Source organism: Streptomyces sp. NPDC002156 (assembly GCF_053593675.1).
In genome coordinates this window covers 24,866-38,825 of the sequence record NZ_JBSFDA010000039.1, presented here as the reverse complement: position 1 = coordinate 38,825, position 13,960 = coordinate 24,866, and the positions used below count along the sequence as shown (strand labels likewise).

The window sequence follows — 13,960 nt, the reverse complement described above, 5'->3', positions numbered from 1 at the left end:
CCCGCCTGACCAGGGCCCGACCGGCCGCGTACGTGGCCGCGGCCGGTCGGGACCCGCGTGCCGCAGCGAAGCAACGTGCGGTCCAACCGGGCGCGCATCCTGGCCACCGCGCGCCAGGAACTGTCCGATGTGTCTTCGGCGGTCGTGCCGGCGTCCCGGGTGCGGACAACAGAAGGGGGCGGTGCCGGGTGTCCCCTCCCGGCACCGCCCGGGGCCGTGTGCCGCTCAAGGCACGGCCCGTCCTGGGGGTGGAGGAGGCCGGAATCGGGGTTCCGGCCTCCGGTGTGCGGGGCTCAGGCGCCCACGGTCTCGGTCTGTTCCTCGGTCGTCCGCGCTGCTTCTTCCGCACCGTGCTTGGTGGTGTGCCCCCGGCCGGGCAGGACGGCGATGACGATCAGCGTCCCGGCGGCCATGATGATGCTGCCGATGAGGCTGGTGTGGGCGATGGCGTGGGCGAAGGACTCGTGCACCGCCCCCAGCAGGGTCTGGGCCTGCTCGGCGCCGCCCTGGGGGTTCTTGGCGACCTGCTCGGCGACCGCGATGCCGCCGCCGACGGAGTCCTTGGCGGTGTCCATGGCCTCGGCCGGGAGCCGGCCGCCGATCATGCCGGTCAGCTTGTCCTTGTAGGACGTGGCCAGCAGCGAGCCGAGGATGGCGATGCCCAGTGAGGCGCCGAGTTCCAGTGCGGTGTCGTTGGCGCCGCCGCCGACGCCCAGCTCGTCCTCCGGGAAGGAGCCCATGATGGTGTCGGTTGCCGGGGCGAGACTCAGGCCGATCGCGAAGCCGAGCAGCAGCAGGGGAGCCAGGAAGGCGGTGTAGGCCGAGCTCGACTCGATCTGCGTGAGCAGGAAGACGCCCGTCGTGCCGATCACCATTCCGGTGCCCACGACCAGCTTCACGCCGAGCTTCGGGGCGAGCTTGCCGGTGACCGCGGCTCCGGCGAAGACGGCTCCGGCCAGCGGCAGCAGGCGGATGCCGGTCTCCAGGGCGTCGTAGCCGAGGACGAACTGGAGGAACTGGGTGGAGTAGTAGATCGAGCCGAAGGTTCCGAAGAAGAAGAACAGCACGGCGAGCATCGAGCCGCTGAAGGGGCGCTCGGTGAACTTGCGCACGTTCAGCATCGGGTTCGGGTGCTTCAACTCCCAGGCGACGAAGGCCAGGAGACCCACGCCGGCGGCCACGGCCGCGGTGATCGGGCCGACGCCCCAGCCGAAGTGCGGGCCCTCGATGGTCGCGTAGACCAGGGAGCCGACCGAGATGATCGACAGCAGTCCGCCGACGTAGTCGATCCGGCCCATTCCCTTCGCCTTCGACGGCGGGACCAGCAGCAGTGCGCCGACGACGCCGAGGACGGCGATGGGCACGTTCATCAGGAACGTGGAGCCCCAGGCGTGGTCCTCGAGGAGCCACCCGGCGGACAGCGGGCCGGCGGCGATGGCGAGACCGGAGGTCGCGGACCAGGCGGTGATCGCCTTGGCGCGCTCGGCCCTCGGGAAGATCGCGACCAGCAGCGAGAGCGTGGCCGGCATCACGACGGCGGCGCCGACGCCCATGATCGCGCGAGCGACGATGACCAGGTTGGTCTCGTCGACCAGGCCGCCCATCACCGAACCGCCCGCGAAGATCAGCAGGCCCAGGACCAGGGCGCCGCGGCGGCTGTACTTGTCGCCGATCGCGCCGAGCACGAGCATCAGCGCGGCGTACGGGACGGTGTAGCCGTCGATGACCCACTGCAGGTCACTGCTCGACAGGCCCAGGTCCTTCGTCATGTCGGGGGCGGCCACGATCAGCGACGTGTTCGCCATGACGACGATCAGCAGGCTCAGGCACAGGACCAGCAGGGCCCACCAGCGGCGTGGATGGGGCTCGGTCATCTTCTCGACGGGTGTGTTCGCAAAGAGCGGCATCGTCAGGCTCCTCGGCAGGGGGGAAGCGGAGTGAGCAGTTACTTGCCCATGGATGTGCAGGCTAGTTTATTGCCCATGGGTGTGCAACTATCGAGTTGCCCTCCCCGTCGAACGGAGGTCCGACATGGCCCGCGCACCCGTCACAGCCACCCCGGAACGCAGCCGAACCCTGCTCACCCGGGCCCGCATCCTCGAAGCAGCCAGGCAGGAACTGGGGCGCGACCCCGACAGCAGCCTCAGCGACATCGCCGAGGCTGCGGGTGTGGTGCGCCGTACGGTCTACGGCCACTTCAGCGGCAGGGCCGCACTCGTGGAAGGGCTGGTGGAGGAGGCCGCGCAGGCGCTGCGACAGGCGCTCGTGGCCCCGCGGGTTCCCGCGGCGGATGCCGTCACGGAGTTGGCGTGCTTCGTCCTCGCCGTGTGGCCCGTCGCTGACCGCTACCGCATCCTGCTTCGCCTCGCCCCCCAGGACCTCGGTGCCGAACGAGTCGCCGAACTCCTCGCCCCCGCACGCCACATGGCGGAGGCGATCATCGGCAGGGGACAGCGGCGGGGCGTCTTCCAGACCAGTGTTCCGCCGGCCGTGCTGACCCGGGGGTTGGAGGGACAGCTGCTGGGGCTTCTGGACTGCGTGAACGGTGGGGCCTGGAGTGACGACGGCACGGGCACCACGGCCGCCGCGCTGATCGCGATGGGCGTGAACCCCGACCACGCCGCCACCCGTGTCCGCGAGCTCGTCCGGATCGAGGGCGACGGCGCGTAGGCGCACGTCCCGAAGCACCACCCGAAGAGGAGAACCATGTATCAGTCCCAGCGCGACGAGGAGTACGTCGGCGAGCCCTACTACGGCGACGGCTCCGTGTATGTGAGCCCCCCGACCCGGACCAGGCGGCGCGTGATCATCGCCGCCGCGTCCCTGGCGGCATTGCTGATCGGTGCCGTCGCGGTCGACCGGATCGCCGCGGCCCGCGCGGAGAGCCGTACGGCCCAGGCCTTCCAGGACGGCATGGGAACCGCCGACCGGCCGTCGGTGCACGTCAGCGGGTTTCCCGTGTTGGCCCAGCTGGCCGAGGGACGCCTGGACCACGTCGACCTCACCGCCCACGACATCCCCGCGAACGGCACGACCCGGCCCCTGCCGGTGACGAGGCTGACGGTCGGGATGGACGGGCTCACGACCTCGGGAAGCGCCGACGAAGCAAACGCCCGCAGCGTTCGGGCGACCGCCTACCTGTCGTACGCGGACGTGTCGAACGCGCTCGGCGTGGAGGTGTCGCAGGGTGATGACCCGGACCGGATCAACGCGACCGCAAGTCTGCCGATTGTCGGCGACGTGACCGTGAGCGCCGCCGTCTCGGCGGCGACCGGCAACCGCATCGCCTTCACGGACGTCCGCGCCGAGCAGGGTGAGCTGATCCCTCCGCTGAAGTCCCTGCTCGACAAGGCCCTGGACGAGCCCATCCCGCTGCAGAGCCTTCCTCAGGGGCTCCAACTACGGTCGGTCACCACCACCGAGGGCGGGATCGACGCCCGCTTCACCGGCCGCTCGGTCACCTTCCGCCCGGACTCGTCGTCGAGTGCCTAGGAGGAGGACGGTCGGTCGAGGTCGGGGAGGGGGCGCCGGGCGACCTCGTGGGCGTCGTCCGCCGGCAGGCCCAGCATGCGCAGGACCATCTCGGCGAGGTTCGTCGCGGCCTCGTCGCCGTCCACCTCGGGGCGGGCGAAACGCAGCTCCACCAGGGACAGCAGGGTGCCGCCCAGTGCGGACAGGGCGACCACCGGGTCGAGGACGGTGAAACGGCCGGAGGCGATGCCTGCCTGGAGATCGCGCAGTGCCCGACTGGCCAGTCCGTTGTCCGAGTGGATGTGCCCGAGGCCGCGGCGGCGCAGGACCTGCATCAGCTCCGGATGGGAGTCGGACATACGGGCGCTGAGCCGGAAGCCGGCCGCGACGAGCTCCGCCGGGTCGTCGATCCCGGCCAGACGCTCGTCGAAGTTCTGGCCGAACTCCTCCAGGGCGTCCACCACCGCCGCCTCGAACAGCTCCGTCTTGGAGTCGAAGTGGTTGTAGAAGGAGCCGAAGCCGACGTCCGCGCGCTCGGCGATCGCCTGGATGCTGGCGCTCGTGTCACCGCTCTCGGCGAGTATCTGCCGGGCCGCTCGCACAAGAGCCCTGCGGGTCTCTGCACGACGCCGCTCGAACCGGTTGCTGGGCGGGGCTGACGTAGACATGCGCAGAGTCTAACCATCGGGGCGATGACGATCGCAGTCCTGATGAATTCATCATTTCCTGCCGTGAACGTCTTGACGACGGAACTGTCACAGTTGATGATTTCCTCATTACGGCAATGTTGCTCGGAGGGCACCATGTCTGAAAACCGTGTCAACGGGGCCGACCTCAGGACGGCCCATCAGGACCTCCACAGCGAGCAGGGCGCCCTGCGCGGCGAGCATCCGGGCCGGTCCCGGAATCCCCTGATCAAGGTGGCGGACCTGGCCTGGCTGGAGTTCGAGAAGCCCGACCTGGACCGCGCCGAGATCTTCGCCCGCGACTTCGGCTTCGGCGTCGCCGCGCGCACCGAGCGTGAGCTGTGGCTGCGCGGCACCCTCGCGGGCTCGCCCTGCATGGTGATCCGGCGCGGCCGTACATCCCGCTTCATCGGCCCGGCCTTCCGTGCCGCCGGGCGGGCCGACCTCGACCGGCTGGCCCGTGCCACCGGATCGTCCGTACGGGCGGCCGACGTCCCAGGCGGCGGCCAGGTGGTCGACCTGCTCGACCCCTCCGGCTTCCCGGTGCGGGTCGTGCACTGTGCCGAACAGCTCCCCGCGCTGCCGGAACAGCGGCCGGTGCTCCTCAACTTCGGCACGGATCACCGTCGTACGAACGCCACGCAGCGCCCGCCGCGCGAGCCGTCCCGCATCCAGCGCCTGGGCCATGTGGTGCTGGAGACCCGCGTGTTCGCCCGGGCTCTGGACTGGTACCTGGACACCCTCGGGATGATCGTGTCCGACTTCCTGTTCCTGGACGGGCAGCGCGGCCGTGGCCCGACGATGGCGTTCATCCGCTGTGACCTGGGCGGCGTGCCGGCCGACCACCACACCCTGGCCATGCATCTGGGGCCGGGCACGGGGTACGTCCACTCCGCCTACCAGGTCACCGACCTCGACTCGATCGCGGCGGGCGGCGAGTACCTCAACGAGCGTGGCTACAAGCGCAGTTGGGGCATAGGTCGGCACATCCAGGGCAGTCAGCTCTTCGACTACTGGCGCGACCCCGACCGCTTCATGCTGGAGCACTTCGCCGACGGCGACCTCTTCTCCTGCGACGTCGAGCCGGGCTGGGCGCCGATGTCGACCAGCGGTCTGGCCCAGTGGGGACCGCCCGCCACCCGCGACTTCCTCGGCGCGAGCCCGTCCCCGCAACGTGTCCGCGATGTCGTCGAGGCCCTGCGCGGCGACAACGAGATGGACCCGGCGCGACTGTTCGGGCTGCTCAAGGCCGCGAACTCCTGACCACATACCCCTTGTAAAGGCACTGACATGAGTACGAACGTCCTGCGCACCGCCGACGGCTGGTGGTCGGTGGTCGGCGACCGCGCCGTCCGCGTCGACACCAAGGCCCTCACCACCGACGAGTTGCTTCTCGACCGCGAGGCCGTGAAGGAGGCGGCTCGCTCCGGAGAGGCGGGCAGGCCCGTCGCCGACCTGGCCGCCCTCTCCCCGGTCACCACCCCGTGCCGGGTGGTCGCCCAGATGGTCAACTACCGCAGCCACGCCCGCGATTCGGGCTTCACCGGCGACATCCCGCCCGCCTTCTTCCGCAAGGCGTCCGGCTCGGTCAGCGGCCCCGGCGACACCATCGTCCGCCCGTCGCACGTGAAGTTCCTCGACTACGAGATCGAACTCGGCCTGGTCATGGGCGCCCGCCTGCCCATAGGCGCCGTCGTCACGGAGTCCGACCTGCACGAGTACGTCGCGGGGCTGGTCGTCACCAACGACGTCAGCGCCCGTGACGTACAGCTCACGAAGACGCAGTTCTACGAGAGCAAGTCGTACCCCACCTTCACGCCCACCGGGCCCCACCTCGCGCTGCTTGACCCGGGCGACTTCGCCCATCTCCTGGATCTGCGGCTGAAGTTGAGCGTCAACGGCGACCTGCGCCAGGACCGCACCCTCGCCGACATGATCGTCCGCCCGGCGCAGGCGCTCACCCTGCTGGCCCGCTTCCAGACCCTCGACCCCGGCGACCTCCTGCTCACCGGCACCCCCGGCGGCACCGCCCTCAAGGCCCCGCCCAAGCCGGTCGAGAAGATCGGCGCGCTGCTGCCGCCCGCGGTGAAGTGGAAGGCCTTCTTCAAGAGCCAGGCCAAGAACCCGCACTACCTGAACCCGGGCGACGTGATCACGGCGACGATCGCGACCCCGGACGGCCGGATCGACCTCGGCGAGCAGCGTACGCCCGTCGCGGACGCGAACTGACATCCGAGGTGAGCCGCACATGAACGTCGACGAAGCCGCACGTGTGCCCGTCGTGATCGTCGGGGCCGGGCCGGTGGGCGTGACCGCCGCCCTTCTCCTGGCCCGGCGCGGAGTCCGCAGTGTCGTCCTGGAACGCCACCAGGACGTCTACCCGCTCCCGCGCGCCGTCGCCACCGACGACGAGATCCGCAGGATCCTCCAGGCCGCGGGCGTCGGTGCGGAGTTCACCGCGATCGCCCGCCCGGCCGACGGGCTGCGCCTGCTGGACCCCCGGCACCGGGTGATGGCCGAATTCCGGCGCTCCCGGCACGGTGTGCACGGCTATCCACAGTCCAGCATGTTCGACCAGCCCGAGCTGGAACGCCTGCTGCGCGAGGCCCTGGCCGAACGCCCGGAGTGCGAACTGCGCGGTGGCGTGGAGGTCACCGGCGTCGGCCCGGACACCTCGGGCCCCGTCCGTGTGACCTACCGTGACGACCACGGCGAGCACGAACTGCGGGCCGACGCGGTCCTCGGCTGCGACGGCGCCAACAGCCTCACCCGCGAGGCCATCGGGGGTGTCTGGGAGGACCTGCGCTTCGAGGAACGCTGGACCGTCGTCGACGTCCGCACGACGGCCGATGTCCGCTGCTGGGAGGGCGTCGACCAGGTCTGCGACCCGGCCAGGCCGGCGACCTTCATGCGCGTCGGCGAGGACCGTTACCGCTGGGAGTTCCGGCTGGGGGAGGGGCGGGAGACGGTCCGCGAGCTGGTCGCGCCGTGGCTGCCGCCCTCGTACGACGGGGACTTCGAGGTCGTCCGCGAGTCGCAGTACACCTTCCGGGCGCGCGTTGCCGACCGCTGGCGCAGCGGACGGGTCTTCCTGCTCGGCGACGCCGCCCACCTCACCCCGCCGTTCGTCGGACAAGGGCTGTGCTCGGGTATACGGGACGCCTACAACCTCACCTGGAAGCTGGCCCGAGTTCTCCGACAGGGTGCGGAGGAAGGGCTGTTGGAGACGTACGAGAGTGAGCGCAAGCCGCACGCCCGGCATGTGATCCGCCTCGCGGTCGCCATGGGCTGGGCCATGACCGGCGGCCAGGACGGCGCCGCCGCACTCCGCCGCAGGGCCCTGGCCGCGGCCTGCCGCATACCCGGCGTGACCGAACTGGCAGGCCGCGACCTCAGCCGGCCCCTGACCGCCGGGCCGCTGGTGCGGCGCGGTCTCCGCCGGGGTCTTGCGGGCACGTACTGTCCGCAACCGTGGGTGAGCGTCGACGGACGGCGCACCCGTCTCGACGAGGTGCTCGGCGACTCCTTCACCGTCCTGACCGCCACCGAACCCGGCCCTTCGCTGACCGCGATCGCCCACGGCCTCGGCGTACGCGCGGTCCCGGTGACCGGCCTCGGCGACGACGGCACACTCGCCGCCTGGCTGCGCGCAGGAGACGCGGACGCGGTCCTGCTGCGGCCCGACCGTGTGGTGATGGATGTCGTCCCGTCGGGCGGCCGGGACTTCACGTCGACCGCCGCCTGGGCGTCCCTGCTGCACACCACACGAAGCCCGATCGCCGCCCGACACCCAGTCGAGAAAAGCCTGCTGAGGAGCACCGCACGATGACCAGGCCCTACCCGGAGCCCTTCACGACGCCCGATCCGCAGGTTGTCGCCGACAGCAACATCATGGACTTCGCCCGCCATGCCGGACTGGACGGCACCGACTACGCAGCCCTGCACCGCTGGTCCGTCACCGACCTGGAAGGCTTCTGGGGCACGGTCTGGACGTACTTCGACATCGACTCGGACACCCCGTACGAGCGGGTCCTGGCCGAGGAGACCATGCCCGGCGCCCGCTGGTTCCCGGGCGCCACCCTCAACTACGCCCACCACGCCCTGCGCAACCTCACCGCCGACCGGCCCGCGATCATCGCCCTCGACGAGACCGGCTCCGGTTACGAGGTCACCGGGGAGGCGCTGCGCGCGCAGGTCGCCTCCGTCGCCGCCACCCTGCGCGACCTTGGCGTCGGCAAGGGCGACCGGGTCGTCGGCTATCTGCCCAACACCCCGCACGCGATCGTCGCGTTCCTCGCCACCGCGAGCCTCGGCGCCGTCTGGTCGGTGTGCGGGCAGGACTACGCGCCCAAGGCCGCCGCCGACCGCTTCGCCCAGCTCGATCCGACCGTGCTGATCGCCGCCGACGGCTACCTATTCAACGGCACCGGCCACGACCGCCGCGATGCGAGCCTCGAACTCGCCCGCGCCCTCCCCACATTGAAGGCCGCCCTGCTGGTGGACCACGCGGGCCTGCCCTGGCCCTCGCGCGACTACCCCTCGCTGGTGGTCCCTTGGGAGGATGCCGCCGCCCGCACCGAACAACTCGCCTGTACGCCGGTGCCGTTCGACCACCCCCTGTGGGTCGTGTTCTCCTCCGGCACCACCGGTCTGCCCAAGGGCATCGTCCACGGCCACGGCGGCGTCCTCCTCGAACACCTCAAGACCCTCGGCCTGCACTCCGACCTGGGCCCCGGCGACCGCCTCCTCTGGTACACCACCACCCACTGGATGATGTGGAACCTGGTTGCCTCGACACTCCTGACCGGCGCCACGACCTGCACGTACGAGGGCAGCCCGGCCCCCTTCGCCAAGCTCGACGTCCTGTGGGAACTGGCCGCACGCCACCGCGTGACCGTCTTCGGCACCAGCCCCCAGTACCTCCTGGGGATGGCCAAGTTCGGCATCGACCCGTCCGCGCACGACCTGTCGTCCGTCCGCGTCGTCGGCTGCACCGGCTCCGCCCTGCCCGCCTCCGCCTACCCCTGGGTCCGCAAGAACGTGGGCGACCGCGTGCTGCTCGCCTCGATCAGCGGCGGTACGGACGTGGTGTCCGGCTTCGCGGGCAGCGCGCCCAACACCCCGGTGTGGGCAGGGGAGTTGTCGGCACCTCACCTGGGCGTGGCACTGGCCGCGTACGACGCCGAGGGCCGCCCGGTCACGGACGAGGTCGGCGAACTGGTCGTCACCCGGCCCATGCCGTCCATGCCGCTGTGCTTCTGGAACGACCCCGACGGCACCCGCCACCACGACGCCTACTTCTCCTCCTGTCCCGGTGTCTGGCGGCACGGCGACTGGATCACCCACACCTCGTACGGCTCGGTGATCGTCCACGGCCGATCCGACAGCACGCTGAACCGCAACGGCGTCCGCCTGGGCAGCGCCGACATCCACGACGTCGTCGAACGCCTCGCCGAGATCACCGAGGCCCTGGTCATCGGCGCGGAGGAACCCGGCGGCGGCTACTGGATGCCGCTCTTCGTGGTCCCGGGGGCCGGAGTGACCCTCGACGACACCCTCCGCGAGAAGATCAAGGAGGCGATCCGGACCGGCGCCTCACCCCGCCATGTCCCCGACGAGATCATCGAAGTCCCGGGCATCCCGCACACCCGCACCGGCAAGAAACTGGAGGTCCCGGTCAAACGCCTGCTCCAGGGCGCCCCGGTCGAACAGGTCGTCAACCCGGCCGTCGTGGACGCTCCCGACCTCATCGACCACTTCGCCCGCCTGGGCGCCGAGCGCCGCAAGGGCAGGACCACCGCATGACCACCTTGCTCGCCGTCGCCTTGTCGCTGGTCCTCCTCCCGCTGGGCCTGGCGAAGATGGCCGCGGTGCCGTTCATGCGCCGGGCGGCGGCCCACCTCGGCATGTCGATCCGTCTCTACCGCGTCGTCGGCACCCTGGAGGTGGCCGGGGTCGCCGGTCTGCTGATGGGGCTGACCCGGACGCCTCTGGGCGTGGCCGCCGCGACAGGCCTTGCCCTGTTGATGGCCGCGGCGGCGGTGGTCCACCTGCGCCACGGCGACCCGCCGCCCCGGGCCGTCCCGGCCGCCGTACTGGCCCTGATCGCTGTGACGTACGCGGTGACGGCGGTGGCCGCCGGCTGACGCGCGTCCTGTGCGGGCCGGGCGCGGGCAGCCCCGAGAGGTCGGCGGCTGCCCGTCCCCGGCTCCTCCGCGGGCTGCCCGCGCACACCGGCCTCCCCCTCCCTCCGAGGCCGGGGCGGCCCGCGCCCACGTCCGGGGCCTGCGAGACGACCGGCTCGACAGGCCCCGGACGTGTTGTCCCGGCAGCGAAGGTCCAAGGCGCCGATGGAGATGCTGTTGCCGGCACCAGAGGGTTGTCGTGATCGTTCGTCAGTCCGGCAGGCTCGCCCAGAAATCGAGGTTGTGCTCGGCTGCGAAGCCGTCGCTGACCTCCGAACAGGCAGCCGGGGCCCGGTTGCTCGACGGGGCGGTGTCGCAGGCCTTGAGGGACATCAACCTCCCCGTTGCCGCGCTGTACTTCGGCCAGGTCGGCGTACCCGCCCCACTGGGGGTGCCCTCGGCGGCGAAGCGGCCCCAGTAGGCGATCATCTGGTGGGACAGCTCCAACTGGTCGTCGTCGTACGGCAGGGTCTGGCCGAGGTAGTCCCAGAGGTAGCCGAGGTCGTCGACGTGGATGGCACCGCCGAAGGCGAAGTCACGGGCCGCCGCGCTCTTCTGCTGGATCAGGTGGATGGACGTGAAATGCGGGGTGTCGCTCTCGGCGAACTCGTAGGCGTAGGTGGGCACCCACCTCGACAGCGAGGTGAACAGCTGCTGCCGGGTGTAGGAGGTGGAGCCGTTCTGGGCGGCGGTCCAGGCCTCGCCCGGGGTGGCGTACGCGCTGAGGGGGTACTCCGCCAGAACCTTGTCGGCGTCGGCGCCGTAGGCGGAGCGCACCTGCTGCTCGTACTGCGCGGCGGTCATGGGGGTGCCGAGGTAGTCGTAGTTCTGGAAGGTGGACAGACCGCGCTCGCTGTCGGTCTGACCGATCATCACGGGAACGCGGGTGAAGTTCCCGGTCCGGACCGCGGTCGCGGGGTTCACCGGGAAGGCCGATCCGCCCGCGGAGGGAGAGACGCCCGCCTTCTTCTGGGCGGCCAGGAGGTCGGCGGCGGGCTTGGCGCGCAGGCAGGCGAGGATGTCGGACGCCTCGGAGCAGCCGACGGCGTTGACGAACGTCGCGCTCTGCGTCTGTCCCGCGGCCGCCGTCTGCAGGTTGCAGCCGCCACTGGCGATGACGGCGCGTGTGAACAGGCCCTTGGCGGTGGGTGAGGCGAGGTGGTCGCAGACCGCCGTGGCCCCGGCGGACTGCCCGGAGACGGTGACGTTCCTCGGGTCGCCGCCGAAGCCCGCGATGTTGGAGTGCACCCAGCGCAGCGCGGCCTGCTGGTCGAGGAGGCCGTAGTTGCCCGGGCCGTTCCCGCTCTCGGCCTGCAGTTGGGGCAGGTTGAGGAAACCGAGTGCGCCGAGACGGTAGTTGACGGTGACGACGATCGCGCCGGTCTGCTGGACGAACCTGCGCGGGTTGGTGTCCTGGCCGGCGCCCCCGGTGTTGCCGCCGCCGTGGATCCACACCACGACAGGTACCCCCGCCTTGGCGTTGTCGGGGGCGTACACGTTGAGGGCGAGGCAGTCCTCGCTGGTGATGGTCTTCTCGTAGCCGGGGTCCCAACCGGTGTTCTGCGCGCACCGGTTGCCGAAGGCGGTGGCATTGCGTACGCCGGACCACTTGGCCACGGGCTGAGGGGACTTCCACCGGTTGCGCCCGGACGCGTCGGCGGCGTACGGGATGCCCAGCCACTCGTCGTAGCCGGTGCGGCTCTCGCCGCGGACTTTGCCCGCATCCGTCCGCACCACCAGTGAAGAGGTGCGGGCGGCTGCGGGGGGATCCGCCGAGGATCCCAGGGCGTCGGCGGCGACCGGGGACAGCAGTCCCAGGCCGAGCACGCCCACTGCGGCCAGTGTGATGGCGGTTCGGCTGGACGACTTCGTTCTGATCATGGTTCCCAGCTCCTGACTCTGTGATCGGGAACGGTGAACTGCGGTGAGAGGCAGCCCTGATGGAGGCGGCCTCCGCGGAGAGATCGTGCGAGCGCCGAGAACGTAGCCGTCCGGCAATGTTGGGAGCAATACGCGTGACGGGATTCCCTGCGGGCGACCGATAACTGTTGTTGATGGGGGGAGTAGCAACTGTGGACTTCTGCGGGGAAACCGCACCGGCCTAGCCTGGCGGAACGTGATGGCAGAAGGAGTCGCCGCGCCACGGTGTGCGGCTGCGTCCGGCATTTCGAAGGGAAGTGCAGGTCATATGCCCCATACCGGCGACTGGTCGGTCGCGATCGCAGGCGAGTGCATGGTGACCCGGCCGTTCTCTATTCATCGTGAGGGTGAATTCGAGGAAATTCGTGGGCTGTTCGGTGCTGCCGATGTCGGATACGCGCATCTGGAGATGAACTTCGGGAATTCCTCGGAGGTGTATCCGGCCCGCGGTGACTGGTTCGGAAGCTACATGCTGGCGGATCCCGGCATCGCACGGGATCTGCGCTGGCTGGGCGTGGACGTCATGTCGACGGCGAACAACCACAGTCTGGATTTCGGGGAACGCGCTCTGCTCTCGACGCGTGCGGCGCTCAGGGGCGCGGGACTCGCGTCCGCCGGAACGGGACAGGACCTGGACGCCGCGCGGGCTCCGGCCTTCGTCGAGACCCCGAAGGGCCGGATGGCCCTGATCTCGACGACCTCCGGCAACCGGCCGCACGAGTGGGCGGGCGTGCCCAAGGAGACCATGGCGGGCCGCCCGGGCATCAACCCCCTGCGCGTCACGACGACCTACGTGGTGCCGTCGGATGCCGCCCAGCACCTGAGGTCCGCGGCGGACCGGCTCAACGTGCTGCGGACCAACAAGGACTGCAAGTCGGGCAGGACGGGCCGGATGCTCACCGCCGGCGAGTTCCAGTACAACCTGCCGGGTGGGCAGTCGGCCGCCGGGGAGATGGTCTTCCGCGAGGGGGACGAGTTCGGGATCCACACCGAGTGCCACCAGGGAGACCTGGAGGGCAACCTCCGGTCGATCCGGTCGGCGGCGGCGATGGCCGATCTGGTCATGGTCGCCCACCACTTCAACATCTCCGAGGGACCCCGCGGCGACCGACCGCCGCGGTTCGTCAGGGAGTTCGCCCACCGTGCGATCGAGGCCGGCGCGGACATTTTCGTCGGCCACGGCTGGCACAAGACGCTCGGCATCGAGATCTACCGCGGCAAACCCATCTTCTACGGTCTGGGCAACTTCTTCGCCCAGTCGGAGTTCCTGGAGCGCGTCCCGTACGACAGCTACGAGACCTGGGGCCACGACGTGGACGCCCTGCCGACCCTCACCCCGGATGTCCACCCCCTGCACCCGGGCCTCGACACACCGTCCCCCACGTGGTGGAGTTCGGCCGTCCTCGACGTGCGCCTCACCGACGGCCGGGTCACCGACGTCACACTCCACCCGGTGGAACTCGGCCGTGAGGTCTCCAAGGAAGCGAAGATCACCCGCGGCACCGGCAAGTCGACCGAGCACCCCCTGACGGAGGGCCGCCCGCTCATCGCGGACCAGGCCAACGGCGCCCGCGTACTGGAGCGTTACCAGCGGTTGTCCGCGGAGTACGACACACAGGTGGAGATCGACGGGGCTGTGGGCAGGGTGCGGATCGGGGACTGACCGCGGCGCGATCACGGATCAGGAGGTTCCGAGGA

11 protein-coding genes are annotated in these 13,960 nt (G+C 70.6%); 8 read left to right on the top strand and 3 right to left on the bottom strand.

Translation table 11 applies throughout. The annotated features are described in order from the left end of the window. Nucleotides 1-293: 293 nt before the first annotated feature. A complete protein-coding gene (locus ACWCRB_RS18455) occupies nt 294-1,907 on the bottom strand; it encodes an MFS transporter (protein WP_450997052.1) in 1,614 nt (537 codons plus the stop codon). A 124-nt stretch (nt 1,908-2,031) separates the two neighbouring features. On the opposite strand from ACWCRB_RS18455, the gene ACWCRB_RS18450 reads away from it, so the two are divergent. Both ACWCRB_RS18450 and ACWCRB_RS18445 read left to right on the top strand, forming a co-directional pair. Further along, a complete protein-coding gene (locus ACWCRB_RS18450) occupies nt 2,032-2,670 on the top strand; it encodes a TetR/AcrR family transcriptional regulator (RefSeq protein ID WP_450997051.1) in 639 nt (212 codons plus the stop codon). Nucleotides 2,671-2,706: 36 nt separating this feature from the next. After that, nucleotides 2,707-3,492 carry an LmeA family phospholipid-binding protein gene (locus ACWCRB_RS18445; protein WP_450997050.1) on the top strand — a complete coding sequence of 262 codons (786 nt, stop codon included), beginning with the start codon at nt 2,707-2,709 and terminating at the stop codon, nt 3,490-3,492. Here the strand turns inward: ACWCRB_RS18445 and ACWCRB_RS18440 are convergent. After that, on the bottom strand, nt 3,489-4,139 hold the full coding sequence (locus tag ACWCRB_RS18440) for a TetR/AcrR family transcriptional regulator (RefSeq protein WP_450997049.1): 651 nt from the start codon (nt 4,137-4,139) through the stop codon (nt 3,489-3,491). The two genes, ACWCRB_RS18445 and ACWCRB_RS18440, sit on opposite strands and share 4 nt — an antisense overlap. A 135-nt stretch (nt 4,140-4,274) precedes the next feature. Here ACWCRB_RS18440 and ACWCRB_RS18435 point away from each other — a divergent pair, with 135 nt between their 5' ends. Genes ACWCRB_RS18435 through ACWCRB_RS18415 form a run of 5 tightly spaced genes read left to right on the top strand, consistent with a single transcriptional unit; the run spans nt 4,275 to nt 10,303 of the window. After that, the gene (locus tag ACWCRB_RS18435) at nt 4,275-5,420 is read left to right on the top strand and encodes a VOC family protein (RefSeq protein WP_450997048.1); all 1,146 of its coding nucleotides are present in this window, start codon (nt 4,275-4,277) and stop codon (nt 5,418-5,420) included. Between the two features lie 27 nt (nt 5,421-5,447). Further along, nucleotides 5,448-6,386 carry a fumarylacetoacetate hydrolase family protein gene (locus ACWCRB_RS18430; RefSeq protein ID WP_450997047.1) on the top strand — a complete coding sequence of 313 codons (939 nt, stop codon included), beginning with the start codon at nt 5,448-5,450 and terminating at the stop codon, nt 6,384-6,386. Nucleotides 6,387-6,405: 19 nt separating this feature from the next. Further along, nucleotides 6,406-7,986: a bifunctional 3-(3-hydroxy-phenyl)propionate/3-hydroxycinnamic acid hydroxylase MhpA gene (gene mhpA / locus ACWCRB_RS18425; protein ID WP_450997046.1), complete on the top strand. Its 1,581-nt coding sequence runs from the start codon at nt 6,406-6,408 to the stop codon at nt 7,984-7,986. Then, nucleotides 7,983-9,962, top strand: a complete 1,980-nt coding sequence (locus ACWCRB_RS18420) for an acetoacetate--CoA ligase (protein ID WP_450997045.1) — start codon at nt 7,983-7,985, stop codon at nt 9,960-9,962. Before mhpA ends, ACWCRB_RS18420 begins: the two co-directional genes overlap by 4 nt. Continuing rightward, nucleotides 9,959-10,303, top strand: a complete 345-nt coding sequence (locus ACWCRB_RS18415) for a DoxX family protein (protein WP_450997044.1) — start codon at nt 9,959-9,961, stop codon at nt 10,301-10,303. The genes ACWCRB_RS18420 and ACWCRB_RS18415 overlap by 4 nt, the downstream gene beginning before the upstream one ends. A 249-nt stretch (nt 10,304-10,552) precedes the next feature. Here ACWCRB_RS18415 and ACWCRB_RS18410 read toward each other — a convergent pair whose 3' ends face one another. Next, a complete protein-coding gene (locus ACWCRB_RS18410) occupies nt 10,553-12,223 on the bottom strand; it encodes a carboxylesterase/lipase family protein (protein WP_450997043.1) in 1,671 nt (556 codons plus the stop codon). Nucleotides 12,224-12,530: 307 nt separating this feature from the next. Here ACWCRB_RS18410 and ACWCRB_RS18405 point away from each other — a divergent pair, with 307 nt between their 5' ends. Continuing rightward, nucleotides 12,531-13,925 carry a CapA family protein gene (locus ACWCRB_RS18405; RefSeq protein ID WP_450997042.1) on the top strand — a complete coding sequence of 465 codons (1,395 nt, stop codon included), beginning with the start codon at nt 12,531-12,533 and terminating at the stop codon, nt 13,923-13,925. Nucleotides 13,926-13,960: the final 35 nt, after the last annotated feature.